A 24,033-nucleotide genomic window follows, 5' to 3' on the forward strand; every position below is an offset into this window, starting at 1 on the left:
TACTATTAAAGTAAATAAAATAATTATTTATAATTATATCTATTTGATGTACAAATAAATAAATTTGTATCTATCTGCTACAAAAATATAATTTTGATGAAATTTAAAAGCAAATGGATAAGAAGCAATTTTTAGCAATCGTTAAGAAGCACTTTCTGAAATTTGGGTTCTCCAATAAGATACTGGGCGAAATTTCCGCGTTGGTAGATTTCACAGAAAATGAAACTACAGAGGAGGAAATCATTGAACAGCTTAATCGTTATGAGCTACTTGCAAGGTCTTTTCAATCTGAATTAGACACCCGCTTAGCGAAAGGAAGAAAAACAGATACAGAATCTGCGGCTAACGGAGAAGATGAAGAAGGTAAAACTTCAACACCTAGTACCAAAACCGAAGACACTACCAAAGCTACTCTGGACAAAATCCTTGAAAGGCTTGAAAAAATGGAAAAAGGAACTGCGGTAAAAACTAATAACGAAAAAGCAACCACAAAACTCAAAGAGTTAGGCTTTTCTGAAAAGGAAATAGAATCTGCAATGTTTGGGCGAAACTTTGAAACCGAGGAATCAGTAGATGAGTTTGTGAACAAACAATCAGAAATCTTTGAGGATATCTTAAAAGAAAGAGTAAAAGGTAATGCCGGTGATGGATTCCGACCTCAGTCTTCTGGAGCTAATTATTCAAAAGCTGCTGTAGAAAAAGACATTGAAGAGTTTAACAAAAATCATTAAAAAAAATGGGAAAGTATTTACAGCCCGAAAAAACTAAAGACACAGCCTCTGTGCCGATTTTCCAAAAGGTACTAGAAACCGCAAGAGGAGGACACTCTCTGGACGCAAGTGGCTTAGTGGCTGGGCAGATTTTAAAGGCGGGAACGCCTATGACTTATGATGGTACTACAAGGCTTGCAAAAAAAGCTAATGTAGATGGTTCTGATGCAAAAGGATTGCTATATAGAGATGTAGTGATAGGAGATAATGTTCCTGTTGCAATTGTAACGAGGGGAACCGTGTATGACAAGAGAATAGATGCAGTACCTACTGCGGTAAAGAAAGCGTTGCCGTTAATCATCTTTGACGATTCTTTTTAATCTAAAAAACAATTAACAAATGAAAGAACAATCAATTTTTGGCAATTATGCTCAATATTTACAAGTACTCTTAGATACAAGGGCAGAAAGATTTAATAAGCCTTGGTATGCAACGAGATTTGTTTGGGATTTACCTCAAGTAAATCTTGATTTCACCACTGTTTTAGGAGAAGCGGTTGTCACTGCGGCAGCTTCCATCGTGGACAGAGATGGCGAAACACCATTAAGAAGTAGAGACCTTTTGGCGAAATTAACAGGTGAGATACCTGCTATTAAGGTAATGTTACCGCTTAATGAAAGCCAATACCGCTCTTATATGTCTTTGAAAAACATGCCAAACATCAAGGACCAGGACAAAAAGAATGCAGCACTCAAACTGATTTGGGATGACGCTAAAAAAGTAGTGGAAGCTGTACATAATCGTCTTGATATGATGATTTTGCAAATGTTATCTACTGGTAAATTAGATATCAATATCAATAACAACCCAGATGGTCTTGTTATTCCAGATATAGACTTACTTATGCCTTCTGATAACAAAAAATCTGCTACTACTTCTTGGAAAGAAGCTAACGCAAAACCTATTGAGGATATTCAGACCGTTGTTAGAGCTGCTAATGAAAAGGGTAAAACCTTTGATAAAATCCTTATTGATAGAGCGAAATTCATTGAATTAATGAAAAACAAGGAGGTGAGAGATACACTAGGGGCGTTCTACGGATTGACTAGAAACGCAATGACTTCTCAAACTGCTCCTATCACCCTTGATAGATTGAACGAATATATGGCGGGCTCAGAGTTACCTCAATTTGAAATAGTAGATAAAAAAGTGGCTATTGAGAAAAATGGTAAAACATCTATTGTTACACCATTTGAACAGAAGAATCTTGCATTTATTCCTGCGGGGCAATTAGGAGTTATCAAAAATGCTTTAGCTATTGAGGAGATGAACCCAGTAGATAATGTATCCTATGCTACGCAAGGAAGAGTTTTGGTTTCTAAATGGAAACAAAATGAGCCTTGGAGAGAGTATACTAAATCAGAGTGTAACGCAATGCCAGTAGTAGAGCAGATAAACAATGTTTTTATCTTGAATACAGAAGAGTAAGAATGTAATTTTTAGGGATGTCAGTTTCAGTATCGGATTATTTCAAAAGCAAGATAGGTTTTATAGGGATTAACTATTCGGATGAGGATTTGGAGGTTTTTATGCTTTCTAATAATCTTAATTCGATGGAATATGTTACGCCTATCTCTGCTAAAGAGCTTGATAAAAAGTTCTTAGAAATAGTCCGAATGATACTGATAACACCTGACATTACTGAAGATGATTATTCTGTAAAATATGACCGAAAGGCACTAAAAGAATGGTATAGTGCAGAATGTGTGCGTTTAGGCGTTCCTAATCTTATTGACAAAGGAATAGCTGTGGTAAAAGATATGAGCTATTTAGCATAATGAAACAGTATCCTTGTGATTTATTGATAATGACAACTACGGAAGGAGGGATAGATGAAAATGGTTTTGCAATGGAAGCTCAAACGGATTGGAAGTTCCATTCTATATGTAGAGAGATTCCAGCAGGTTCTGGTGCGATTGTTTCAAATGAATCTGGGCAACATATCGCTTATTCTTCAAAAGTGGTAATGCCGCTTGGGACAAAGCCAATTCCTGCTAACACTAAAATAAAAATAATCAGAGGAGAGCAGGTGGTTCTTGTAGGAACAGTGATAAGGTTTTCATCAAAACAATTGCATTGCAGGTTGTGGGTATAAGAGCAAATTTTGATTTTAATGAGATAGACCGATATATAGAGGATAAGACTAAAATCTTAGATACGCTCATTTTGAGAAACCTCAATTATCTCGGAATGCAATGTGTGCTAATAGCAAAAACACTTGATACCTATCAGGACCAAACAGCAAATCTGCGAAACTCTATAGGATATGTTATTGTAAAAAACGGAACAATCATAGAGTCGGTTTTTGAAGGTAAAGCAAAAGGAAATGCTGTAAGTGATAAATCAGGCGAAGAAGTAGGAAAGTCTTATGCTCAAGAAATTGCATTAAAATTTCCTACGGGATATGCCTTGATAGTTGTTGCTGGTATGAACTACGCTAGTTATGTGGAAGATGTTCACGGGTTAGCAGTTTTACAACCAGCAAAGGATTTTGCCACCAGTAAAGCAGAGGGAATTTTGAAAAAACTGATAGAACAAATGAAAAGAGCAAAATGATAACGGAGATAGAGCTAAGAAGTTTGGTTTGGAAGAAAATAAGAGGAAGTGATATCAAATCCATTATTAATGGCGATGTTTACCTACAAGGGAACAGACCTTTCAATTCTGAAAAAACAGATATAGTAATTGCGGGGCTTACAGCTTCAAATTTTTCCGTTATTCCTGCTACTATTTTGGTACAGATTTTTGCTAAAAATATTCAGTCTAATGGAAATTATCAACCCGATTACAAAACGCTAAATAACGCTACAAAATACATTATTTCCCTTTTTGATGACATCTATTTTCCAGATACTAAAACTAATATTGATTACGAATCTAGTAATTCTTATCAAGTGGAAGGTGTACAAGAATGGGTGTCTGTCATAAGGCTTAAAACAAGAACTATTAATTTTTAAAACATTTATAAAATGGCTTGGACATTTGGTGCAAAAAGAATTCTATCGGGAGATGTAGCAGCCGATGGAGGAATGGGGACATCTCTTTCAGAACACGATGAAACCCTAAAAGGAACATTAATGTTAGAAACCACAGAAGAAACTATCAATTGGATTTCTACCGAGGAAAAAGGCAAAAGATTAGCGATGAGTCAAGATGACTCTGAAACCACTCTAGCGTTTGAAGTTGCAAACCCTTCACCCGAAACACAGGCATATTATCTTGGAGGAGAGGTAACCACTGGAACTAATAGCAAGAAGACGTATAGTCCTCCAAAGGTAAAGGTGCCAATTTACAAATCCTTTAAAATTGAAACCAAAGAGGGGTATGATATTTCAATTCCTAACGGAAGAATCGTAGCAACACCACTGGGCGGAAACATCGGCACAGACAGTGTTCTTACGATGAAGGTAAAAATTTATGCCGAAGTACCTAGAAAGGAAGGCGTGAGTTTTATCTCATACTCGCAAAAGTAATTCACTTTCATTAATATTTATTAAACCACTATCACGCCATTGTGGTAGTGGTTTTCTTTAAACTATGGACCAACACAATAAGGCATTACAAGAAAAAGAAGAAGCAGAACTCCTAATAGAAAAAGGAATGTTCTTTCAAGCTGGAAAGTACAAATTCACTATCAAACCACTTACTTTGGGGACAATACTTATAGCTAATAAATATGCTGTAGATATGAAAATAAACCTAACAGAGGATAATGAAACTTCTGTGTTTGATGAATACAACAGGAATACAATACCTCTACTCAATTTTATTGCAGTATGTGTTCTAAGTCGTAAATGGAAAATTTTTCTTTTCAGAAAACTACTTGTTAGATGTCTCAAATGGAATCTAAAACCTAAAGATGTCATAGGTATTACCCTGTCTATACTCAAAATGTATGATATGGGAAATTTTATCACCTCTATCAGATTGATAAGCGAACAGACGATGACCTCTCCGAAGAAGAAGTAGGAGATTCTGATAGATGGGAAACAGTAGGTCTCAACTCTATTTATGGTACCATAGGAACATTGATGAAAGAAATCAATATCTCATATCATACGCTAATGTGGGAAATACCATATATCACCATTTTAAAAATGACCGCCGACCTTCCTAAATCTGTAAAAGTAAAAAATAAGAAAAATAACCCCCAAAAATTAACAGCACAAACTGCTGGTGATTTTATGGCTTATATCGATTCACTAAATCAAAACAAAAAATAATGAGTGCACTAAACTTTGAAGCTCTTTTAACTAAAGATGACTTTGATAGAGGAATAAAATCTATCAAAGATTCTATACGTGAAGCTGCGGGAATAGCAAAGAAAGAAACCGCAGAGATGGACTCAGCTTTTAAAAAATTAGGGATTGGTATTAGTGGTTATTTATCTGCGTCTGCCTTGCAAGGGTTTGCTATGCAACTTATTAATGTTCGTGGGGAGTTTCAGAAAACCGAAATAGCTTTTTCTACGATGCTAAAAAGCAAGGAGAAAGCAAAGGTCTTGATGGGCGAAATGGTAGATTTAGCAGCCAAAACACCATTCGGACTACAAGAGGTAACCGAGGGAGCAAAACGATTATTAGCCTTTCAGATACCAGCAGAGCAAGTAACAGAAACTTTGCGAAGAATGGGAGATATTGCAGCAGGTCTAGGCGTACCAATGGGGCAACTTATCCACGTTTACGGACAAGTTAAAGCACAAGGCAAGTTAATGACCAATGACCTGTATCAGTTTATGAATGCGGGTATCCCTATTTTGGCTGAACTAGGTAAAGTGATGGGTAAAAAAGAAGCCGAGATTAAGAAGATGGTAGAAGAAGGGAAAATCGGCTTTGCGGAAGTACAGCAGGTTATTCAGAATATGACCAATGAGGGAGGTATTTTCTTTAACTTAATGGAAGCACAATCCTCTTCTTTGCCTGGTAAGGTTGCTAATCTTAAAGATGCGTTTGAACAAATGCTCAATAAAATTGGAGAGAGCAATGAAGGGTTATTAGCTGAGGGGATAGAAGGACTTACCTATCTTGTAGAGAATTACGAGGATGTAATTAGAGTTTTAAGTATTGTAGTTGCTACTTATGGCACTTATAGAGCTGCGTTAATTGCTACTAGTGCTTTGCAAAAAATACAAGTTTGGGCAGAAGGAACACAAGCTGCTCTGAAATTCGCTCAAGGTATTTCAGGAATGACTAAAGCCCAACTATTATTCAATGCAGCAGCTAATGCTAATCCATATATTTTAGCAGCATCAGCTTTAGCAGCAGTAGTAGGAGCAATAGTTTATCTAAAAACAGCCACCGAAGATGCTAAGACTGTCACCGAACAAATGACTGAAGCAATAAATGCAGCGACAGCTTCCGCAAGTGAAGAGAGTAATCAGTTAAACAAGCTATATAACGCTGCAACTGATGAAACCAAAAGTAGAAAGGAAAGAATCGAAGCTGTTAACACTCTTCAGAGAACATATCCATCATATTTCAGCAATATGTCCACTGAAATCATAATGGCAGGAAAAGCCAAAAACGCTTATTATGATTTAAGAGATGCTATTGTTGCTTCCGCTAGAGCAAAAGCTATACAGAGCGAACTTGAAAAAAGAGAGGGGGATAGATTAAAACGAGATGCAGAGCTTCAAGGTAAAATGGATGTGGTTTTAAAAAGATATAAAGCCAACAACTATAAAGACCAAGAAGGAAGCTTAGGAACGGGAACGGGAGCTACCTATAAAATCACAGCAGAACAACGAAAAAAGCGAGACCAGGAATTATATTATGATTTAGTTAAACAAAAACAAGCTAATCAAAAAGCGGATTTAGAAGCGGATAAATTTTATCTTGACCAAAAAGAAGAATTAGATAGAAAAGCAGAAAAACTTAATAAAGATAGAGAGTTAAATGCACAATCTTCAACTCCTCCTACCCCACCTAATGACAAAGGAAATAACAAAAATAAAAACACAAAAGGGAATCAAAGAGAGCTGGCGGAGGTTTATTCTAAAGATAGCATTGCAGACTTGGAGGAGCGTATTTCCCTTTGGAATAACGCTTTGAAACGAGCAAGTAAAGGGGAAGATGGTAAACTCATAGTAAAAGAACGAGCAAAAGACAAGTACGGAGATGAGAAAGAAACAGGTAATGTTGTTTCTGGGGAATACGCTTTGGAGCAACTCCGAATCCTTGAAGAGAAAAAAAGAGCTTTAGAAAAAGAACTTGAAACTAAAACTTTCCAAGAGAAAATAAACGAAGCAGAACGCCATTGGAATAATTACTACAAGATGGCGGAATACTACGGCAAGGAGAGTGCTAACGCTCAATACAGTGAACTTTTTAAAGGTAGTCAGTCTTATCTTGATTTTCTTGAGAAAGAAGCGGAGGCGTTGGCAAACAAACCAGGTATTTTGTCCGATGAAGACAAAGAAAATCTCATCTTCTTGCAGGATAAAATTCAAAATCTTTCTGGAGCAAAAACACCTTTGGAGAATTGGAAAAGCGAGTTAGCAGACAGTTTGCGAGGGGTAACCTTGCTATCAGAGCAGATAGATATTATTGATAATAAAGTGGCTGAAATATACGCCAAGGAGGGTAAATCTTCTAATTTCCTACAATTCAATAAAGAGGCGGAAGCTCAGAAAACCCAGATTGAAAACCAAATATCGGATATGTATCATTCGGTTTTGGAAAATCAAAAAAGCTTTAATAAAAAATCAGAAGCGTTGGAAAATGAGCGTCAAATGATGCTCAAAAAAGCAAAAAACAAAGAAGAAAGAGAATTGATAGATAAAGAATATTCTTCTCGTGCCACAGACTTGTTTTTTAATGAGATGCAAAAGAGTGAAGAATGGGCGAAGATGTTTGAGGATATGAATTATGTGGCATCTGAAAAACTGGAAGAATTTAAACAGATTTTAAAGAAAAAGCTAGAGGAAGCTAAATCAATAGAGGAAAAAATGAAAATTGGAGAGTTTATCAAAAGAATAGATATAACACTCCAAAGCAGAAATATTAATCCTTTCAAGTCTTTTGTTGATGCTTTTAAAGAATATAAAGAAAAGGTAAAAGAAGCCAAAGAAGCACAAGAGAAACTTAATGATGTAATAAAACAATTCGGGGCAAATTCAGAACAAGCCAAAAACGCACAGAAGACGCTCGGTATAGCGATGAATGGCGTTTCAGAATCTAAAATAAAAATGGCTGAATCACTAGCTAATGGAGCAGGTAAAGCCTTGTCTTACATTGGGGATGCTAAGAGTATTGTAAGTGATATTCAAGGTGCTTTTGATGATTTAGGATTAAGCCTTGATAATGGTTTTGGGGATATTTTAGATAAAGCTCAAGGTGCTTTAGATGGAATGCAGCAACAGATGGATGGCTTGATGAGTATTGCCGAGGGGATTATTACAAAAAATCCCGTAAAAGTAGTTGCGGGAGCTGTAAAAGCGATTGGAGGGTTAATAAAAACCGTATCTGCTTTATTCAATAACGACAGGAAGAAAGAACGCAATATTAAAAACTGGGCATTAGCATTAGATAAAGTAAAGGAAAAATATAGAGAACTTGAACACCAAATGAAAAGAACGCTTGGTGAAAATGAGTATAAAGAACAAGCTAATATCATAGCTAATCTCCGTCAGCAACAAAAGTACCTGCAAAATATGGCTCGAGAGGAAGCAAGTAAGAAAAAGGCGGATAAAGGCAAAATTGAAGAGTGGAAGAATCAGATGAAAGAGATAGACCGCTCAATAGATGATATTTTTAATGATATTAAAACCAAATTGGTTGGAACAGATGCTAAAAGTCTTGCCGATGAGATAGGAGACGCACTTGTAGATGCTTTTACAAGGGGGGAAGATGCAGCAGAAGCGTATGAGAAAAAGATGAATGATGTGATGCGGAATGTTGTAAAAAACGCTTTGAAGCAAAAGTTGCTACAAGAGCCTATGCAAGCTATCATAGATGATATGATAGTAAAAATGGGGTTTGGAGGTGCTGGAGATGAAAATGTGAGAAGGCAAATAGAAGAGGTAGAAGGTAAAATTAAGCAGATGAATGATAAAATCAAAAATGGGAATATTTTTGATAAAATCTATACTGGACTGAGTAAAATAGGTCTACAAAATAAACTTGAAGAACTAAAAAAACAATACGAAGAAAGTAAGAAACTTAATTTACAAGGTACTTTTGATGGTCTTACCGATGAAGAAAGAGCAGAAATTAAGCAAAAAGGTGTAGATGCTATGGAGCGTTACACTAAAGCGTTGGAAGAATACGAACTTCTGTTTGGAGCGAGTGCGGATAATGCCGACAGCCTAAAAGGTGCTATCAAAGGAATGAGCGAAGAGACAGCGGGGGTATTAGCTGGACAATTCAACGCTATTAGAATTAACGCCGCTGATGCTTTGAGAATTTGGAAGGAGTTTCAAAATAAAAACTTTGGGTTAGACATTGCTCGTGATAGCCTAATGGCTTTGGTGAATATAGAGCGGCATACCTCTAATCTGGAAGCGATAAAAAAGGATATTTCAGAACTCAACGCCAAAGTGAAAGGCGATGGCGGAATAAGAGCAGGAGGATTTTAATATGAGACAGAAACTGAATACATACAACGGAAAACCTACAACAAAGGAAATTCAGAAAGCCGTGAAAATCTTCGGAATTACGCTATTCTGGAAAACCATTGAAAAGATTTATTTGATTTAGAAATTATGAACATAGAGACCATTATAGAACAGGCGAAGAAACAAGGAATTTGCGTTGAGTGGCATAAGGATATGCAGCAAAATCCAACTCTTGAAAATCTATGTGAGATGTTTTTTAAAGGTGATGATTGGGCGATGGACAATAATTTTCCAACTCCCGAAATGCTTAGAGCTTTTCCAGAAACGGTACATCACGGCTTGTTTGTAGATGCTTCTTATCAAGGTAGTGCACCGCAAAGGATAGCTTTTTTTGGTGGTTCTGATGCTGTTTTAGATTCTGATGGATACCAAGTTTCAGAGATTTATTTAAGACAAAATTCAAGGCTGAAAATCACGGCTAAAGGAATGTCTAAAATTTTCATTACCGCATTGGACAATGCTGTGATAGAAGCTAAAGCGATGCAAAATGCACGCATTGTGATTTTTGACAAGAGAAAGACAAATAATGATGCATTAGAAGGAAACATCAAAGTAATTAGAAACTAATGAAAACAGTAGTTTATAGTATCAACGGGAAATACTTTTTAGATTTTGGGATTTATATTTCAGAGTCTAAAGGCTTGTTGGATAAGCTCAAACCAAAACCTCGCAAAAGTTACTCTTGGGCGGAGCAACACGGCATTGTTGTAGATTTATCAAAGCCTAAATATGAGGAAAGGGAAATATCCTTAAAGGGGTGGATTATCGGGGAAAGTTGGCACGATATGAAAGCCAAATTTGACCTTTTTTTATCAGAATTTGATAAAGAAGGATTGGCTCGGTTACTGATAGAATTTGGGAAAGAGTTGGTCTATGATGTTTATTTGGCTGATGGCGTAGAGCTGGATAAAGAGTTTAGAGATGGAAAAATGTACGGACTTTTCACCATAAAATTAAAAGAGCCAAATCCTGTAAAAAAAGTGCTGAAATTGGTAGGGAATGATTTGCGGTTTTCTTTCACTTCTCCCGATTGGATGGACATTAACATTGATGGGATAAACGAAAGCCGAAAAGATAGCATTACCATCAATAAAACATTACAAAATAGAGCCGTTGGAGGCTTGGATTTAGGTGGGCGGAATTTGGTTTTAAAATCAGAAACCCCATCGTTAAGCGCATATGAAGGTTCTTCTATTGTTAATGCTAGTAATTACACGGTAGCGGAATGGAACACATCAAAAGCAATGAGAGTACAGGTGTCTGGGGGAACGGGCTTTCTTAAAGCAGTAAGAGCATTGATAGTGCCTGAGAATGGCACATATTGTTCTGTATCCTTTTTTGTTAAAAATCTCTCCACCAGTAATTTAATATTACATTCAAATTTGGGAGGAAGGCAAGAAACTATCGCACCTAATGAAGCGAAGAGAGTGGTCTGGGAGTCTATCTTAGGGAATGGCAGGGGGAATATTCAGATTCAAGTAAGAAGCGACAATGCAGACTTTGCTCTATGGCGAATAAAGGCAGAGAATGGCACTAGGGCGACTGATTGGACACCCGCTCCTGAGGATGTGCATTATATCACTATTGCAGGAAAAATAGATGAGATTGTGAACTTACAAACGAACGCAGAAATTATTTGGGAATGATTGTATTAAAGAAAAATAATCAAGTTATAAATCTTAATTCTAAAACGCTTTTGCAACAAGTAGTAAAGGCAGAGTTTCGCCAATCTCTTCTTTCAGAAGATATAGTTTCTATATCGGTGGAGAGTAAAAAACCTATTTCGTTCAATCTCGGGGATAAAATAGAGCATAACAACAGATTTTATCATCTTAATTTCGCTCCAAAAGTAAAGCGAGAGCAAGGCACTTACACCTATGACCTAACCTTTGAAGGAAGCCAATACCTTCTAAGGCAAAAAGTATATTTCAACCTTGACAAAGAAAATTTCCAAACTACGGCAGATTTTTCACTTACAGGAGAAATTGAAATTTTCCTAAGAGTACTAATCACCAATATCAATTCTTTAAATCAAGAAAACTGGATATTAGGCGATTTTCCGCAAGATACGGAAATCAAAACGCTTTCTTTCAATGGTGAGAATTGCTTGGCAGTTTTGCAAAAAATTTGTCAGGAATATGATACAGAATTTGAGATTATCCAGAATCAAAACAACTACACGCTCAACATCAAGAAGATTGGCAAAACACTTCCGTATGTCTTCCAATACGGCAAGGGCAACGGCTTGTATTCTCTTTCCAGAGAGAATATTAACAACGATGTTGTTACACGCCTTTATGCTTTTGGTTCTACGGAAAACATCCCATCAGACTATCGTAATTATTCCGATAGATTGAGAATGCCAGATGAAGATTATATCCAAGATAATGCGAAGGTAGCCCTTTTCGGATTGAAAGAGGGAGTGAAAAATTTTGATGACATTAAGCCAACATTTAAGGGGATAATCTCGGAGGTTAAGCCATTCAATACTCAGACTAAAACGCAGGAAATTGTAGTCTCTAATATGGATTTTGACCTAAACGAAAGAGATAGCAATGGGACTAAATGGCTCATTAATGATACACCAGCGAAGCTACATTTTAACAAAGGGAATTTGGCAGGTTATTCCTTTGAATTATCCAAAAACAACGGATATAATCACGCTACTAAGACTTTCAAAATAAAACAATGGACTGATGAGCGAGGGCAAGCGTTTCCGGACCCGAACACCAATGCGTTTATATTCAATGTAGGGGATGAATTTACCTTGCTGGATATTGTAATGCCGCCCGTGTACATCACCAATGCGGAAAATAAACTATTGGAAGAAGCACAAAAGGAATATGAAAAGCAAAGCAAGAATAACGCTAAGTATTCTTTGGATATAGACCCGCTTTTCTTGGCTCAGAGTAACACCAATACACCTTTTGAAATTGGCGATTACCTCCGTGTTATTGATTCGGATTTGAATATAGACAAAACCAGCCGTATCATTGGAATTTCCCAAGATTTAAACGAGCCTTTTAAGTATCAGTTGGATATAGCAGATGATTATGAAATTAACTTTACTCTAAGCGTTCTGAACGATATTAAGGATACTAAAACCATTATAAAAACGCAAGAGCAAGTCAATAGACAACAGCATCTTAATAGTATAAGGAATTTGGCAGAATTGCGAGAAAGTGTTTTTGATACGGAAGGATATTTTGACCCACAGAACATTAAACCGCAAAGCATTGAAACCAATATGCTAAGCGTTGGGGCAAAAAATCAACAGTTTGCACTAGAAAATGTTACGCTTAATCCTAATGTTAGCGGTAACCCAATGTATCTATCTATTACAGGAGGAAAATTGGTCCATTTTTCATTGGAAGCCAATATCAGAGAGTGGAATATTGCTGCACTCAATATGAATAACCTTGCAAATACCACTTACTATGTTTATGCAAAAGTATTGAGGGGCGGAAATACAGGAACTTGGCTCGTTACCACCGAGAAAATACGCTTTGATGAAAGAAGTGATTACTATCATTTCCTTTGTTATCTACTCTACACGCCAAAAGATGGCAAGAGAGAAGCAGAAGCAATGTACGGCAGCGTTACGATGCACGGAGGACAGATTAATGCAGGGAGAATTAAGTCTAACAATGGAAAGGCTTATTTTGATTTAGACACTGGGGAAATATCTGGAAAAATAAATTTTACCAACGACAGCCCAGCCCTACAACAAGTGAGTGATAGCATTCAAGTAGGTGGGCGGAATTTGATGCTAAATTCTAAGAAGGTATTTAATGGTCATCATTTTCCAATATATACTACCACTCCGCTAGAAGTAGGAGCGGATTATACCTTTTCAGTAGATGTATTGGGTGATGTTTCAGGGGAGATATTTTTCAATAATTCTCTTTTTTTACGTTATAACAAAGGGGGTAATCCTAATGAGTGGAGAAGAATATCCGTAAGTTTTAAATTTATAAAAAGAGACTATCAAAATAGGGAAATATATCCTCATATCTACGGAGCGACTTCTTTAAGAAATCCAAAACTTGAAAAAGGCAACAAAGCCACAGATTGGACACCCGCTCCAGAGGATTTGGAGGCGGAGATACTCAGTTCCAAAACAGAAAGTATCAACGCGTCTAAAGCCTACGCCGATGCACAAGATGCTCTTCGTAAGGTGGAAGCCAACGCCTACGCTGATGGTAAGGTAACAGCTGCCGAGCAAAGAGCTATATTAGATGCTACCAACAAGGCAGATTCTGCCAAAAACTATGCAACAGCACAAGATGCGTTACTTAGAACGCAATTAGAAGCCTATGCCGATGGCGTGGTAGATGCGGAGGAACAAGCACGAATAGCACAGGCACAGACTAATCTGAATGCTGCCAAAGCCTACGCCGATGCACAAGATAATCTAGCGAAGATTGCCGCCAATGCCTACGCCGATGGCATAGTAGATGCGGAGGAACAAAGAGCGATAGCTGATGCTACGGCGAAGATGGAAGCGGCAAAGGCACACGCTCAAGTGTTAATGAATAGTATCCAAGTAGGTGGGCGTAATTTGGTTTTAAATACCAAAGAAATCAAGTCTATTTCTCGATGGGAAACTTTTCCTGAAGATTATATCTTTTATAATATTGCAGGTGAGAGGTTAGAACCTAATACAGAGTATGTTGTAACTTGGGAGTACAAGACAGAGGGAAGTGTTAAACCAATGATGGCTTTCTTCGTTAGTGAAGGGGGGGAACATAGGTATATTGGAGGTATTCAGCAGTCTAATGAATGGCAAAAGATGGTGTGGAAATTCCAAACGGGTAGTAATCCAAATCAAAAAGGGATAATAAGATTTGACCACAAAGGTACAACAAATGGACAAAATAGTACACTTTTCACTCGATTGGTGAAGCTTGAAAAAGGCAATAAAGCTACCGACTGGACACCTGCCCCAGAAGATGTGGAGGCTCAAATCACAACGGCTCAGAACACCGCCAATCAAGCATTGGGATTAACGCAGGCACAGACTGCTAATGTTACGGCTTTGCAGCAGAAAACCAACTTTCTATCCAGTACCGCTATTAGTGGTAACGCCGTGGCAACAGGTACGCTCATTGTGGGTAATGGTCTGGGAGCTAACGCAGGGATTACAGGATTAGGCGGTGATAATGATATTTTCCTATGGGGTGGAGCAGATTATCAAGGGAGGAATAACGCTCCTATATCAATGCACCGTGATGGCTTTCTCCGCGTGCGTAATGCTCAAGGGCGTGTAATCTTTGAGATAGGACAGCAAAACGGTGATGCCGTCTTCAATATCTACAATAATGACGGGGTAAAAGTAGCAGGAATAGGACAGCGAGGCATTGAGTTCACTGGCTACATCCCTGAAAACTTTGACGAAAAGAAACTACTGAGACTAGACTTGGTAAACTTTAATGATAATCAAAGTCTTATCAGTGCTATTAACACAATCTATGGCACGCAGATGAATGGTTTCGAGGGGATTAATGGGGAAACTTATTACAGAATAAGCTTTACCACCAATGCAACAGGATATAACTACAATGCTGGGCGTAACTTTGAAAGTGCGGGGAATCTTCAGTATGAGCAATATTTTTTCGCTTCAAAAAACAAATTTGGCGACAAAGTGGCTAACGGCATCTATGCTCTTGAGAGCTTCACTATTGCCTCTAATGAAGCTAATGGAGGAATGTATGATCTTTCTGTAACTATCTATGATGTGCAAGAGGGGAAGATTGTCCGCTCAAAAGTGGTGAATAAAACAGGCTATGTGAATAGTATAATAATCGATTAAAATAATAACGCAATGAAACAATTGGAAATTATCAGTAAGAGAATCGCTACAACAGCGAAAGAAGTGTTAAACGGTAGAGAAGTAATTTACCAATATGACACCACGGAACTAAGTAATCCGCCAACGGCGGTAAGCTTCAGTACATTTGGAAGCGATGGTAAAACATTGAGCGGGTCTTACTCTCAAGGGGGAGGCTTTGCCATCAATGGCAACGGCATTACGCAGGTGCAAGACTTAGGCATTATTCAAGGTGTTTTCGCTACTATGATAATGATAGTTAACGGAAGCACCAGCGAGGTGAACAACGAGGTGGGGGATAACGAAATTTTAACCGATGAAAAAGTAGAGTAAAAGACATAAAACTATTAATTATGATTTTAGATTTTATAGATAGTAACTGGGATAAGATGCACCTTACGCTCATTATCATAAGTTTTTGCTGGATAGTCGTTTGCATCGCTATTTTAATAGACCTTTATTTCGGAGTGAAAAAAGCAAGGCAAATGAAAGAAGCCACATCATCAGAAGGATTCAGAAGAACCATTAACAAGGCAACCTATTACTATGCGTTAATGACTTTTGCCTTAATCTTTGATGCCTTTGATGTAGTAACGCCATATCTTATTTCCAATAAAGTGGCAACCATTCCCTTCTTCTCAATGTTCGTAGCCTTAGGTTTGGTTTTGAACGAGGCAAAAAGCGTTAGAGAAAAGGCTGAAGACAAGGTAAGGAGAAAAAGCGATGCCACCTTTCAAGAGGTAATAAGATTGATAAAAGCAAGGCAAGACCTAATGGATGAACTAATTAACAAACTGAACGATGAAAAAGAAAAGTAATTGGTTGGCAGTTGTTAGTTGCCTATTGTTGATGGCTTGCGGAAGCCGTAAATCGGAGGTTTCCACAAGCGAAACCAAAGCCGAGACAAGGCAAACGGAAGAAGTAAATGCTATTCAGGTGGTAGAAAAAAAAGTAATTCATCGTGATACCATCTATCTTGAAAACAAGAGCCAAACCAAAGCCGAAACGCAAGAGCAAAGGCAAAGACAAAAAAGGAATACAAAAAGGGAATATTACGAAAACGGAACGCTAAAATCTGAAAGCGAAACAAACGAAACCGAGAGCGAAACCATTACGCAGTTAAGGTTAGAGAATGAATATTTAAAAGCACAAAACAGGACATTAAAATCTGAATTTAATTCACTAGACCATAAGATTATTGCCAATAAGAATAATATAGATAAGTGGATTAAGAAAGTTCGAGAAAAACAAACCGAACGAGAAGCTTATCCGTGGTATTGGTGGGTGATAAGCGGTTTTGTCTTGGGAGTGATTACTCCGTGGTTGCTGAAATGGATAGGTAAGTTTTATATGAGGATTTAATAAAAAAACTAAAAAAAAGCAAAAGAAAATGATAGCAATAGTAGAGAAAACATTCCCAATTGCAGGGCATAGCGACAAAGACCCTGGTGCGGTCTACAATGGCAGGAGGGAAGCCGACGAAACCAAAAAAGCAAGGGATTTATTCACGCAATTTTTCCCAAAAGGCAAAACGGAAGTAATCACAGATAACGATTGGGAAACCAACCGACAAGTACAAAATAGGATAAAGCCAGGTGCGGGTTCGGTGATTTTAGATATTCACTTCAACGCAGGAAGTCCCACAGCTGGAGGCACAGAGTGTCTTGTAAACAAAAAGGATTTTGCCAACAAAAACTCAATGAGCTACAAAATGGCAGATGAAATTTGCAAAGCTACAAGTGAAATTCTTGGTGTTAGGAATAGAGGTGTGAAATGCGAAAGCTCTACACGACACGGTAGATTAGGCATTCTCAATCTTGGTGCTGGTTGTTCCGTGCTTTGGGAGATTTGTTTTATTTCTTCTGTTTTGGATATGCAACAATGGGATTTGTACAAAAAGGAACTAATGAAGCGTATTGCAGAAATTGTGCAGAAATATGATGATTTGAAATGAAAATATTATATTTGCATCGTATATAGATTTTCTAAGCATATTATATTACAAATTGCGACAAACTTTCAATCTCAAGCCTTTTGATGTTGCCGCATCAAAAGGCTTTTTCTTTTTCACTTTTCTTCTAAATAGCGAGGCACAGCCAAAGCCTGCCCTTGCTTTGAGGCGAAAAAGGAGTACAGGGGGATATGAAAAAAAAACAAGCTGCCAAAATAATGATAAAGGAGATTAGCTCGGAATAATGGAAAATAATTCATAAATTTGAACCTAATTCTTTCACACCGCCGAAGCTCTGCGTGCTATGCGGAGTATTGATGTAGGCGTGTGGGGGAATTTGTTCAGAAGTGTGATGATATGAAGTGAAAATTTTGTACATTTGCAATGCAAAGCAGGATGCTTGGTAATCTTCAGATGCCAAGTCATCTCTTTTGTAAAGCTTAAAGAAGTACGAGACCCTAGGAAAGTTGCGTACTTCTTTTTTTATGGATTTTATTATTATTATTAGACAAAACTAACCCAATCGGTGCGGTGGCTATGGTACCGATGCAAGAAAAAAACAACCGCTTTACCTGATGCAAGAATTTGCCAAAGGACATTGGGTAAAACCACGAGGATTATTTTAATCTTCGTGGTTTTTTAAAAAAAAAAGCGTGTTAAAAATTTGCACGGATAAAAAAAAGAACTTATCTTTGTCCTGTAATTAATAATTAAAACTCCAGAGCAGGAGGATAAACTCGGCACAATTAAAATGATTACACTTGAACAATTAGCAAAAGAGCTAAAAGGTAACCTTTGGGTTAAAGGGAATTTGAAACGAATCTATCTTGACAAAGGCTGGAACACAAAAAAGATGTCAACAAAAACTTTTGTTTGGCAAGACGAAAATGGAGATTTTAAAGTCTCTTGTAGAATTGATTGTCCATCACAGGGGTATCAGTGGATAAAAAGTCAAGAAGACAAAGTAAAAGAATCTGTTTATGAGCATATAGAAGAGATTCTTGCTGAAAAAGTTTTTATCATTGTCAATGAAAAAGGGGAATATTGTGACGATATATTAAAACCTTGTGGCTTGAATGATTTGTGTTTAAAGTTTTTTTATTCAGAAGAAAAAGCAACAGAATTTATAGAACGAGAGTTTTCAAAAGACTTGAGTTTTGTTGAGATGTCTAAAAAAGATTTTAACGCCGAAATTGAGAGATTAGACAACCTTATAGAATCTGTTAGTGATGAAAATTAAAACGGTGAAAATCCGTTTTAATAGATATATCTGTGAAACGGACAAAGCATATCATTTAGAATATCGCAAACAAAAAATGTGGATTCCTAAAAAAATATGCTGGGATTTGGCAGTAGCAGGAAACGACTTACACGCTTGGGCAACCATACCAGCGTGGAAGTTCAAAGAAATAACAGGAAATGATATTGATGATTTATATCAAGATTATGGAATCAAAGGTCTTCGAGAACAATTCGATTGTCAAGTAGGAACTATAATAGAGCATCATATTCCTGAAAAAATAGAACCGGTTTCTGATAACACCATAACCGAATTGAAAAAATGAAGTTATTAGAAAACCAACAAAAAGCCCTTGCTCACCGCTCCGAGTGGAAAGTGGGGGCTTTGTTTATGAAAATGGGAACAGGCAAAACCCGTGTTACCGTTGAATTGGTCAATCAAGTGGCGGATTTGGATTTGGTGGTCTATGTTGCCCCCTTGCGGATAATTCAGCCCAAAGAACCGAATATTCCGAAGATTTCCGATGAAGTACAGAAATGGGGCGGTTTCAACGCCAAAGAAGTCATTTATATCGGTGTGGAAACCATCGGGCAATCCGACAGGCAGTTCCTACAACTGTACAAGAAAATCGCTACAACTTGGAAAACTTTTCTTGTGGTGGACGAAAGCATTAAAATCAAGAATATCGGAGCGAAACGAACACAACGCCTTTTGCAACTATCTGAAATGGTAGAGCATAAATTGATTTTGAATGGAGAGCCTGTTACCAGGGATTTGTTGGATTTATATCCGCAGATGAATTTCCTCGACCCTCGCATATTGCGAATGAGTTTAGCAGAGTTCAAGAATACTTTTTGCAAGTACACCACCATTACCAAGCGTTTTGGCGGTTACAAGGAGTATTCCAAAGAATTTATAACTGGATATGAGAATATAGATTATCTGTATTCATTAATTGGGCAATATGTTTTCGAGTGCGATTTAGAGCTACAAATTCAACAATTATATGAAGAAGAATATTACACAATAGATGAAGATTCTAAGACAGAGTATTATCGGCTAAAAAGAGAATATTTAGATGATGAAAAACTGATGATGATTAACAACAATCTTTTCCTGGAGCTCACGCAAAAAATGCAACACGGCTATTGTTGTACAGAAGAAAAGTTCAAAATCGTGCAAAAATGGTTTGAAAAATATCCCGAAGAAAAAAGTATTATCTTCGTGAAATATATAAGGAGTATGGAAGAATGCAAAAAACGATTTCCAAAAGCTACCGTTTTGAATTACAAAACAGGTAGTTATGGATTAAATTTGCAACACTTACCATATACCGTGTATTTCGATAAAACCTTTGATTACGGCGATGTGGCTCAATCCAAGCATAGGAACTACCGAGTGGGGCAAGAACAAGATTGTCGTTATCTAAGTCTTACTGGCGATGTCGGATTGGAAACCTTGATTTCCGACAACAACAAAAAGAAGATAGGTGTGTCGGAATACTTGAAGAAAATTAGCAGGGAACAATTAAAGGATGTGTTATGATTTGTATCGGATACAACTATAAGGAAAAGAAGAAAATTATAAGCAATTACATCAAGAAAAACAGCGTTGCTAGAGTGTATGTATTTGCCCCAGAAGACAGAATGCAGGATTATCAACTTGCAGTCTCGGACATTGAATACATTACTTACAAAAACTTGATAGAATACGAATATTTTTACCGAGTTCTGGAATTTGCAGACAAAAACACACTTATCGTATTAGACGAATGTTTGCGGACCAAGAATCGAAACGATTTGACTTATAATTGTATCCGACACTTTCTTAATCAATCGGGGCATCAGCTTATTTTTCAATACTTGCCGATAATTGACAGTTTGGACGATTTTATGACGCTTTTTGATTTTGATACCAAAAGCCAATGGAAACGACAAAAATTTTCTAAAGAGTTACTTAAAGAATGTTCTTTGAATATCAATCCGTTGCCTTTGGAGCTTATTTATTCCGAAACTAAATGTTCGGAAGCTACAAACAAAAAATACGAATCAGAGAAAAAGAAATTATTTGAGAATTTGGGATTAAAGGACCCTCATACGATACCTCGAAATTTGTATTTGATTCCTGGTAAAGAAAAAGTAAAACTCGTTGATTTTACGAAAAAATACATCGGCAGAAATAATCGTTTTAAACTGGAAAATATGGAAACATTTAAGTCTAAAATTTCAGAAGGAGAACACATCATATTTGAACTTCCTCATAATTTTATAGACTTCACAGATTTTCTCTATTTTTCCAAACAAACGAAAATAGAAATACTTACCACAGATTCTAAGATAGATAAATGGTACATAGAAAGGTATAACAATTGGTTAAAAGATTTACAAAATGTTTATTCAAACTTACGATAGAACTAAGAATGTATTGGAAGCTGCACGAGAGCGGATTTCCTTTATTTTCGACAATTATAAAAACATCATTGTTTCGGTAAGTGGTGGGAAAGACAGCACGGTATTAGCACATTTGGCACTGCTTGAAGCTCGCAAACGAAATAGAAAAATCGGTTTATTTTTCCTTGATGAAGAAGTGGTTTATCAAAGCACTATCGACCAAATAGAGTATATAATGGGATTGTTCCCAGAGAACACCAATAGACTTTGGTTGCAAATAGAATTTGATTTAACGAATGCTACCTCTTATGAGGAATCACAATTAAAGTGTTGGGAAAAAGGGAAACACAAGCAGTGGATGCGACCGAAAGGGAAAAATAACATTATCAATCCGCCGTGGGGCAACAATGTTAAATTCCGACAAGGTTACAAATGGTTGGATTTTTATGGTGTAATTGAGAATTTTGAAGCGATGTATGATAACACTGCCTTTTTGGTTGGGTTGAGAGCGGTGGAATCTCCTAATCGTTGGAGAGCAATGGTAAAAAACCCTGTAGAAATTGGAGGGCAGCAAACTTTTTATGCTACCAAAAAAGATAGGGGAAATGTGTCTATCTATCCAATATACGATTGGAACTTTCACGATATTTGGAAATACATTTATGACGAAAATCTTCAATACTCAAAGATTTATGATTATCTGTACAAAAAAGGATTTGGAATAAATGAAATTAGAGTATCTTCCCTTATTCACGAACGCAGTTTCAAAAGTTTGTGCGAGTTGCCCGAATTTGAACCAAAGACTTATGAAAAATTAGTAGAGCGAATTAAAGGCGTGCAATTTGCCCAGGAAACAGGGCGAAATGCCAAAATGTTCAAGGCTCAAAAACTGCCAAAAAACTTCAAACTTTGGAGCGAATACAGAGATTTTTTGCTTGAATTTTATCCTGATGAAGAAAAGAAAGAAATCTTTAAAAAGCGATTCGCACGACATAAAGAAAATGAGTATGTAGCAAGGCAACAAGTAAGACAACTGGTACTGAATGATTACGAAAACAATGTGCCGGTACTGAACCGAGAAGACCCTCGAGTGGAATTAATTAATTATTATATGCAAGTGTTATGATTTATATAAATACGATAGAAGATTATTTTAAATGGAAAGAAACCCATAAGCCTGTGTTTCTTGAATCCAAAAAAGGACAGGTAGAAGTAGCTTGTCTCAATACCGTTTTGATTAAAAGGGATTTGATTAAACCCAATAGTTGGAATCCGAATTTTGTACCGAAGCACAAAATGGAAGAATTAGAAGATTCTATTTTAATCAGTGGGTTCTGTTTCCCATCAGTAGTATATTTTGATGAAGATTTTCAAATGTTTGTAATTTCCGATGGAGCACACCGCTACAAAATGGGCGGAGATGATTGGTTGAAATTTGAATACGCTCCTTGTGTAATTCGTGAATATGATGAAAATCAAAGAATGATAGCAACGGTGCAGTTCAACAAAGCTCGAGGCGTTCACGAAGTTGATAAAGACGCCGATATTATCGTGGCTCTTATCAACCAAGGAATGAGCGAAGATGAAATTGCGGATAGATTTAAAATTGATTTGGAAACCGTGATGCGTTATAAATCGCTCACAGGTATCAAGGATATGTTTAAAAATCAAGTCTATTCAAATAGTTGGAGTGTAATTCAAAAAGAAGAATAATGAGCAATTGGGAATACAAAGGAGTGTATAAAAAGTATAATATGGAAGGGATTATTTCCCTGCCTAATGATTCTAAATTGCAGGTTTGCGACTTAATAGACACGATGCCAGACTTTATGAAAGAAGCAGACACTTTGTTTATTGATCCTCCTTGCAATCAAGGAAATTTAACGAGCTTTTACACGAAGAATGATAGTGAGAAAACGAGAGATTTTACAACATTCTACAATAAATTATTTGAGCGTATAGATGAAATTGCACCCAAACACTTGTTTTTTGAAATTTTTGCGTCCAATTATGATTTGTTTTTGAGTGAATGCAAAAAGAGGTATCAAAATATCATTATCTATGAATCATTTTATTACAATAAAAAAAGTAATAAATGTTGGATTTTCCATTGCTCAAACGAACCTATTCACAAGAATGAAGCAATGAACAATATAGACGAAGAAAAGGCAATCAAATACATTTGCGAAAATCATTCATACAATTGTATCGGAGACCTTTGTATGGGGACTGGCTTGGTAGCAAAGTACGCTTATCTGAACGGTAAAAAATTTGTAGGTACTGAACTTAATAAAAAAAGATTAGCATTAGTAGTAGATTTTATTAATCAAAAAGAACAAAATGAAAAATAAACAACAAGCACTTGATAAAAGAATCAAAATCGCTGATGTTCTAAAATCAGTGAGAGAAGAGAAAGGGATGTCCATTGAAGAAGTAGCCGAACAAGTAGGGATAAGCAAAAACACTCTGCAACGAATAGAAGCAGGGAAATTTTCGCCTGATGCTGATTTATTATGTGTAATTGTAAACGCATTGGGGGGTGATTTAAAAATAAACGATGAAATTATATAACTATGGATACTCATAAAAAAACACTTGCTATTATAGAAGAACTGCAATTGTCTGCAAGGCAAGTTGCCGAAGCAATAGGAAAAACCACCTCTGTAGTCTCTAAAAAAAAGAAAAAAGAAAATTACAACCAATTCTTACCCGAAGATTTTGAAAAACTAAAAAACTTCTATCTTCAAAAATTAGAAAAAATTAAAAGTATATAATTTTCTCCCCACTCTTTCGGTGGGGATTTTAGTTGTCTTCACCATAAGAAAACAGAAATATTCTCGAGAACTTTCCATACGCTTTTCTTTAATGAAATGGTTTTCGGGGGTATTTTCGGGGATATAAAAAGAAAACCGCCCTAAAATAGGGGCGGTTTGTGAGCGCGAAAGGATTCGAACCTTTGACCGTCTGCTTAGAAGGCAGATGCTCTATCCAGCTGAGCTACGCACCCTGCCATTAATTTTTAAAGAATTAATAAACTTATGTCGGGGTGGCAGGATTCGAACCTGCGACCTCCTGGTCCCAAACCAGGCGCGATGACCGGACTACGCTACACCCCGTGTTCTGTGCGGAGGGTAAGGGATTCGAACCCTTGCGACCCTTTCGGGTCGACAGTTTAGCAAACTGCTCCGTTAACCACTCCGGCAACCCTCCTTGCAATTTTTATTAAGATCGTCTGTTC

Annotated in this window: 27 protein-coding genes and 3 tRNA genes; 27 read left to right on the forward strand and 3 right to left on the reverse strand. The window is 36.9% G+C overall.

Features of this window, described 5'->3' with window-relative positions:
• Positions 1–113 precede the first annotated feature (113 nt).
• The 27 genes from ACFFUE_RS07250 (at position 114) to ACFFUE_RS07380 (ending at position 23,569) form a co-directional block, all read left to right on the forward strand.
• Positions 114–731 (forward strand): hypothetical protein, encoded by a 618-nt coding sequence (locus ACFFUE_RS07250; RefSeq protein WP_376833995.1) that lies wholly within the window; start codon positions 114–116, stop codon positions 729–731.
• A gap of 5 nt (positions 732–736) precedes the next feature.
• On the forward strand, positions 737–1,090 hold the full coding sequence (locus tag ACFFUE_RS07255) for a hypothetical protein (protein ID WP_376833997.1): 354 nt from the start codon (positions 737–739) through the stop codon (positions 1,088–1,090).
• A 19-nt stretch (positions 1,091–1,109) separates the two neighbouring features.
• A complete protein-coding gene (locus ACFFUE_RS07260) occupies positions 1,110–2,198 on the forward strand; it encodes a major capsid protein (RefSeq protein WP_376833999.1) in 1,089 nt (362 codons plus the stop codon).
• Between the two features lie 17 nt (positions 2,199–2,215).
• Entirely contained in the window at positions 2,216–2,548 is a 333-nt protein-coding gene (locus tag ACFFUE_RS07265) for a DUF6706 family protein (RefSeq protein ID WP_376834001.1), read from the forward strand.
• On the forward strand, positions 2,548–2,865 hold the full coding sequence (locus ACFFUE_RS07270) for a hypothetical protein (RefSeq protein WP_376834003.1): 318 nt from the start codon (positions 2,548–2,550) through the stop codon (positions 2,863–2,865). The genes ACFFUE_RS07265 and ACFFUE_RS07270 overlap by 1 nt, the downstream gene beginning before the upstream one ends.
• Complete coding sequence (locus ACFFUE_RS07275; protein ID WP_376834005.1) at positions 2,856–3,326, forward strand: hypothetical protein; 471 nt, start codon at positions 2,856–2,858, stop codon at positions 3,324–3,326. Before ACFFUE_RS07270 ends, ACFFUE_RS07275 begins: the two co-directional genes overlap by 10 nt.
• Entirely contained in the window at positions 3,323–3,727 is a 405-nt protein-coding gene (locus ACFFUE_RS07280) for a hypothetical protein (protein WP_376834007.1), read from the forward strand. The genes ACFFUE_RS07275 and ACFFUE_RS07280 overlap by 4 nt, the downstream gene beginning before the upstream one ends.
• A 12-nt stretch (positions 3,728–3,739) precedes the next feature.
• On the forward strand, positions 3,740–4,243 hold the full coding sequence (locus ACFFUE_RS07285) for a hypothetical protein (protein ID WP_376834009.1): 504 nt from the start codon (positions 3,740–3,742) through the stop codon (positions 4,241–4,243).
• A gap of 64 nt (positions 4,244–4,307) precedes the next feature.
• Entirely contained in the window at positions 4,308–4,739 is a 432-nt protein-coding gene (locus ACFFUE_RS07290) for a hypothetical protein (protein WP_376834011.1), read from the forward strand.
• A 128-nt stretch (positions 4,740–4,867) separates the two neighbouring features.
• Complete coding sequence (locus tag ACFFUE_RS07295; RefSeq protein WP_376834013.1) at positions 4,868–4,993, forward strand: hypothetical protein; 126 nt, start codon at positions 4,868–4,870, stop codon at positions 4,991–4,993.
• Complete coding sequence (locus ACFFUE_RS07300) at positions 4,993–9,345, forward strand: tape measure protein (protein ID WP_376834015.1); 4,353 nt, start codon at positions 4,993–4,995, stop codon at positions 9,343–9,345. Before ACFFUE_RS07295 ends, ACFFUE_RS07300 begins: the two co-directional genes overlap by 1 nt.
• A 126-nt stretch (positions 9,346–9,471) precedes the next feature.
• Positions 9,472–9,951 (forward strand): hypothetical protein, encoded by a 480-nt coding sequence (locus ACFFUE_RS07305; protein ID WP_376834017.1) that lies wholly within the window; start codon positions 9,472–9,474, stop codon positions 9,949–9,951.
• On the forward strand, positions 9,951–11,030 hold the full coding sequence (locus ACFFUE_RS07310; protein ID WP_376834019.1) for a phage tail family protein: 1,080 nt from the start codon (positions 9,951–9,953) through the stop codon (positions 11,028–11,030). Before ACFFUE_RS07305 ends, ACFFUE_RS07310 begins: the two co-directional genes overlap by 1 nt.
• Positions 11,027–15,196, forward strand: a complete 4,170-nt coding sequence (locus tag ACFFUE_RS07315) for a hypothetical protein (RefSeq protein ID WP_376834021.1) — start codon at positions 11,027–11,029, stop codon at positions 15,194–15,196. The genes ACFFUE_RS07310 and ACFFUE_RS07315 overlap by 4 nt, the downstream gene beginning before the upstream one ends.
• Before the next feature lie 12 nt (positions 15,197–15,208).
• The gene (locus ACFFUE_RS07320; protein ID WP_376834023.1) at positions 15,209–15,547 is read left to right on the forward strand and encodes a hypothetical protein; all 339 of its coding nucleotides are present in this window, start codon (positions 15,209–15,211) and stop codon (positions 15,545–15,547) included.
• Positions 15,548–15,567: 20 nt separating this feature from the next.
• A complete protein-coding gene (locus ACFFUE_RS07325; RefSeq protein WP_376834025.1) occupies positions 15,568–16,032 on the forward strand; it encodes a phage holin family protein in 465 nt (154 codons plus the stop codon).
• Entirely contained in the window at positions 16,016–16,576 is a 561-nt protein-coding gene (locus ACFFUE_RS07330; protein WP_376834027.1) for a hypothetical protein, read from the forward strand. The genes ACFFUE_RS07325 and ACFFUE_RS07330 overlap by 17 nt, the downstream gene beginning before the upstream one ends.
• 37 nt (positions 16,577–16,613) lie before the next feature.
• On the forward strand, positions 16,614–17,168 hold the full coding sequence (locus ACFFUE_RS07335; protein WP_376834294.1) for an N-acetylmuramoyl-L-alanine amidase: 555 nt from the start codon (positions 16,614–16,616) through the stop codon (positions 17,166–17,168).
• Positions 17,169–17,916: 748 nt separating this feature from the next.
• On the forward strand, positions 17,917–18,405 hold the full coding sequence (locus ACFFUE_RS07340; RefSeq protein ID WP_376834029.1) for a hypothetical protein: 489 nt from the start codon (positions 17,917–17,919) through the stop codon (positions 18,403–18,405).
• Entirely contained in the window at positions 18,395–18,730 is a 336-nt protein-coding gene (locus ACFFUE_RS07345) for a hypothetical protein (RefSeq protein ID WP_376834031.1), read from the forward strand. The genes ACFFUE_RS07340 and ACFFUE_RS07345 overlap by 11 nt, the downstream gene beginning before the upstream one ends.
• The gene (locus ACFFUE_RS07350) at positions 18,727–19,950 is read left to right on the forward strand and encodes an SNF2-related protein (RefSeq protein WP_376834033.1); all 1,224 of its coding nucleotides are present in this window, start codon (positions 18,727–18,729) and stop codon (positions 19,948–19,950) included. The genes ACFFUE_RS07345 and ACFFUE_RS07350 overlap by 4 nt, the downstream gene beginning before the upstream one ends.
• Complete coding sequence (locus tag ACFFUE_RS07355) at positions 19,947–20,816, forward strand: hypothetical protein (protein WP_376834035.1); 870 nt, start codon at positions 19,947–19,949, stop codon at positions 20,814–20,816. Before ACFFUE_RS07350 ends, ACFFUE_RS07355 begins: the two co-directional genes overlap by 4 nt.
• Entirely contained in the window at positions 20,794–21,921 is a 1,128-nt protein-coding gene (locus ACFFUE_RS07360; RefSeq protein WP_376834037.1) for a phosphoadenosine phosphosulfate reductase domain-containing protein, read from the forward strand. Before ACFFUE_RS07355 ends, ACFFUE_RS07360 begins: the two co-directional genes overlap by 23 nt.
• Positions 21,918–22,508: a ParB N-terminal domain-containing protein gene (locus tag ACFFUE_RS07365; RefSeq protein WP_376834039.1), complete on the forward strand. Its 591-nt coding sequence runs from the start codon at positions 21,918–21,920 to the stop codon at positions 22,506–22,508. The genes ACFFUE_RS07360 and ACFFUE_RS07365 overlap by 4 nt, the downstream gene beginning before the upstream one ends.
• Positions 22,508–23,146, forward strand: a complete 639-nt coding sequence (locus ACFFUE_RS07370) for a hypothetical protein (protein ID WP_376834041.1) — start codon at positions 22,508–22,510, stop codon at positions 23,144–23,146. The genes ACFFUE_RS07365 and ACFFUE_RS07370 overlap by 1 nt, the downstream gene beginning before the upstream one ends.
• Entirely contained in the window at positions 23,136–23,366 is a 231-nt protein-coding gene (locus ACFFUE_RS07375) for a helix-turn-helix domain-containing protein (RefSeq protein ID WP_376834043.1), read from the forward strand. The genes ACFFUE_RS07370 and ACFFUE_RS07375 overlap by 11 nt, the downstream gene beginning before the upstream one ends.
• 2 nt (positions 23,367–23,368) lie before the next feature.
• A complete protein-coding gene (locus tag ACFFUE_RS07380; RefSeq protein ID WP_376834045.1) occupies positions 23,369–23,569 on the forward strand; it encodes a hypothetical protein in 201 nt (66 codons plus the stop codon).
• A gap of 159 nt (positions 23,570–23,728) precedes the next feature.
• On the opposite strand, the gene ACFFUE_RS07385 is transcribed toward ACFFUE_RS07380, so the two are convergent.
• The 3 genes from ACFFUE_RS07385 to ACFFUE_RS07395 form a co-directional block, all read right to left on the reverse strand.
• Positions 23,729–23,802 (reverse strand) — tRNA-Arg (locus tag ACFFUE_RS07385).
• Between the two features lie 34 nt (positions 23,803–23,836).
• A tRNA-Pro gene (locus tag ACFFUE_RS07390) sits at positions 23,837–23,911 on the reverse strand.
• A gap of 9 nt (positions 23,912–23,920) precedes the next feature.
• A tRNA-Ser gene (locus tag ACFFUE_RS07395) sits at positions 23,921–24,005 on the reverse strand.
• Positions 24,006–24,033: the final 28 nt, after the last annotated feature.

The organism is Bergeyella porcorum, from assembly GCF_042427575.1.
Classification (GTDB): domain Bacteria; phylum Bacteroidota; class Bacteroidia; order Flavobacteriales; family Weeksellaceae; genus Bergeyella; species Bergeyella porcorum.

Excerpts from the sequence above, each read along its gene's own strand:
- ACFFUE_RS07250 (WP_376833995.1), top strand. The coding sequence starts at position 114 with ATGGATAAGAAGCAATTTTTAGCAATCGTTAAGAAGCACTTTCTGAAA.
- ACFFUE_RS07355 (WP_376834035.1), top strand. The coding sequence starts at position 19,947 with ATGATTTGTATCGGATACAACTATAAGGAAAAGAAGAAAATTATAAGC.
- ACFFUE_RS07295 (WP_376834013.1), top strand. The coding sequence starts at position 4,868 with ATGACCGCCGACCTTCCTAAATCTGTAAAAGTAAAAAATAAGAAAAAT.
- ACFFUE_RS07320 (WP_376834023.1), top strand. The coding sequence starts at position 15,209 with ATGAAACAATTGGAAATTATCAGTAAGAGAATCGCTACAACAGCGAAA.
- ACFFUE_RS07305 (WP_376834017.1), top strand. The coding sequence starts at position 9,472 with ATGAACATAGAGACCATTATAGAACAGGCGAAGAAACAAGGAATTTGC.
- ACFFUE_RS07260 (WP_376833999.1), top strand. The coding sequence starts at position 1,110 with ATGAAAGAACAATCAATTTTTGGCAATTATGCTCAATATTTACAAGTA.
- ACFFUE_RS07375 (WP_376834043.1), top strand. The coding sequence starts at position 23,136 with ATGAAAAATAAACAACAAGCACTTGATAAAAGAATCAAAATCGCTGAT.
- ACFFUE_RS07340 (WP_376834029.1), top strand. The coding sequence starts at position 17,917 with ATGATTACACTTGAACAATTAGCAAAAGAGCTAAAAGGTAACCTTTGG.
- ACFFUE_RS07285 (WP_376834009.1), top strand. The coding sequence starts at position 3,740 with ATGGCTTGGACATTTGGTGCAAAAAGAATTCTATCGGGAGATGTAGCA.
- ACFFUE_RS07330 (WP_376834027.1), top strand. The coding sequence starts at position 16,016 with ATGAAAAAGAAAAGTAATTGGTTGGCAGTTGTTAGTTGCCTATTGTTG.
- ACFFUE_RS07310 (WP_376834019.1), top strand. The coding sequence starts at position 9,951 with ATGAAAACAGTAGTTTATAGTATCAACGGGAAATACTTTTTAGATTTT.
- ACFFUE_RS07370 (WP_376834041.1), top strand. The coding sequence starts at position 22,508 with ATGAGCAATTGGGAATACAAAGGAGTGTATAAAAAGTATAATATGGAA.
- ACFFUE_RS07350 (WP_376834033.1), top strand. The coding sequence starts at position 18,727 with ATGAAGTTATTAGAAAACCAACAAAAAGCCCTTGCTCACCGCTCCGAG.
- ACFFUE_RS07360 (WP_376834037.1), top strand. The coding sequence starts at position 20,794 with ATGTTTATTCAAACTTACGATAGAACTAAGAATGTATTGGAAGCTGCA.
- ACFFUE_RS07280 (WP_376834007.1), top strand. The coding sequence starts at position 3,323 with ATGATAACGGAGATAGAGCTAAGAAGTTTGGTTTGGAAGAAAATAAGA.
- ACFFUE_RS07265 (WP_376834001.1), top strand. The coding sequence starts at position 2,216 with ATGTCAGTTTCAGTATCGGATTATTTCAAAAGCAAGATAGGTTTTATA.
- ACFFUE_RS07290 (WP_376834011.1), top strand. The coding sequence starts at position 4,308 with ATGGACCAACACAATAAGGCATTACAAGAAAAAGAAGAAGCAGAACTC.
- ACFFUE_RS07300 (WP_376834015.1), top strand. The coding sequence starts at position 4,993 with ATGAGTGCACTAAACTTTGAAGCTCTTTTAACTAAAGATGACTTTGAT.
- ACFFUE_RS07380 (WP_376834045.1), top strand. The coding sequence starts at position 23,369 with ATGGATACTCATAAAAAAACACTTGCTATTATAGAAGAACTGCAATTG.
- ACFFUE_RS07270 (WP_376834003.1), top strand. The coding sequence starts at position 2,548 with ATGAAACAGTATCCTTGTGATTTATTGATAATGACAACTACGGAAGGA.
- ACFFUE_RS07255 (WP_376833997.1), top strand. The coding sequence starts at position 737 with ATGGGAAAGTATTTACAGCCCGAAAAAACTAAAGACACAGCCTCTGTG.
- ACFFUE_RS07315 (WP_376834021.1), top strand. The coding sequence starts at position 11,027 with ATGATTGTATTAAAGAAAAATAATCAAGTTATAAATCTTAATTCTAAA.
- ACFFUE_RS07365 (WP_376834039.1), top strand. The coding sequence starts at position 21,918 with ATGATTTATATAAATACGATAGAAGATTATTTTAAATGGAAAGAAACC.
- ACFFUE_RS07345 (WP_376834031.1), top strand. The coding sequence starts at position 18,395 with ATGAAAATTAAAACGGTGAAAATCCGTTTTAATAGATATATCTGTGAA.
- ACFFUE_RS07325 (WP_376834025.1), top strand. The coding sequence starts at position 15,568 with ATGATTTTAGATTTTATAGATAGTAACTGGGATAAGATGCACCTTACG.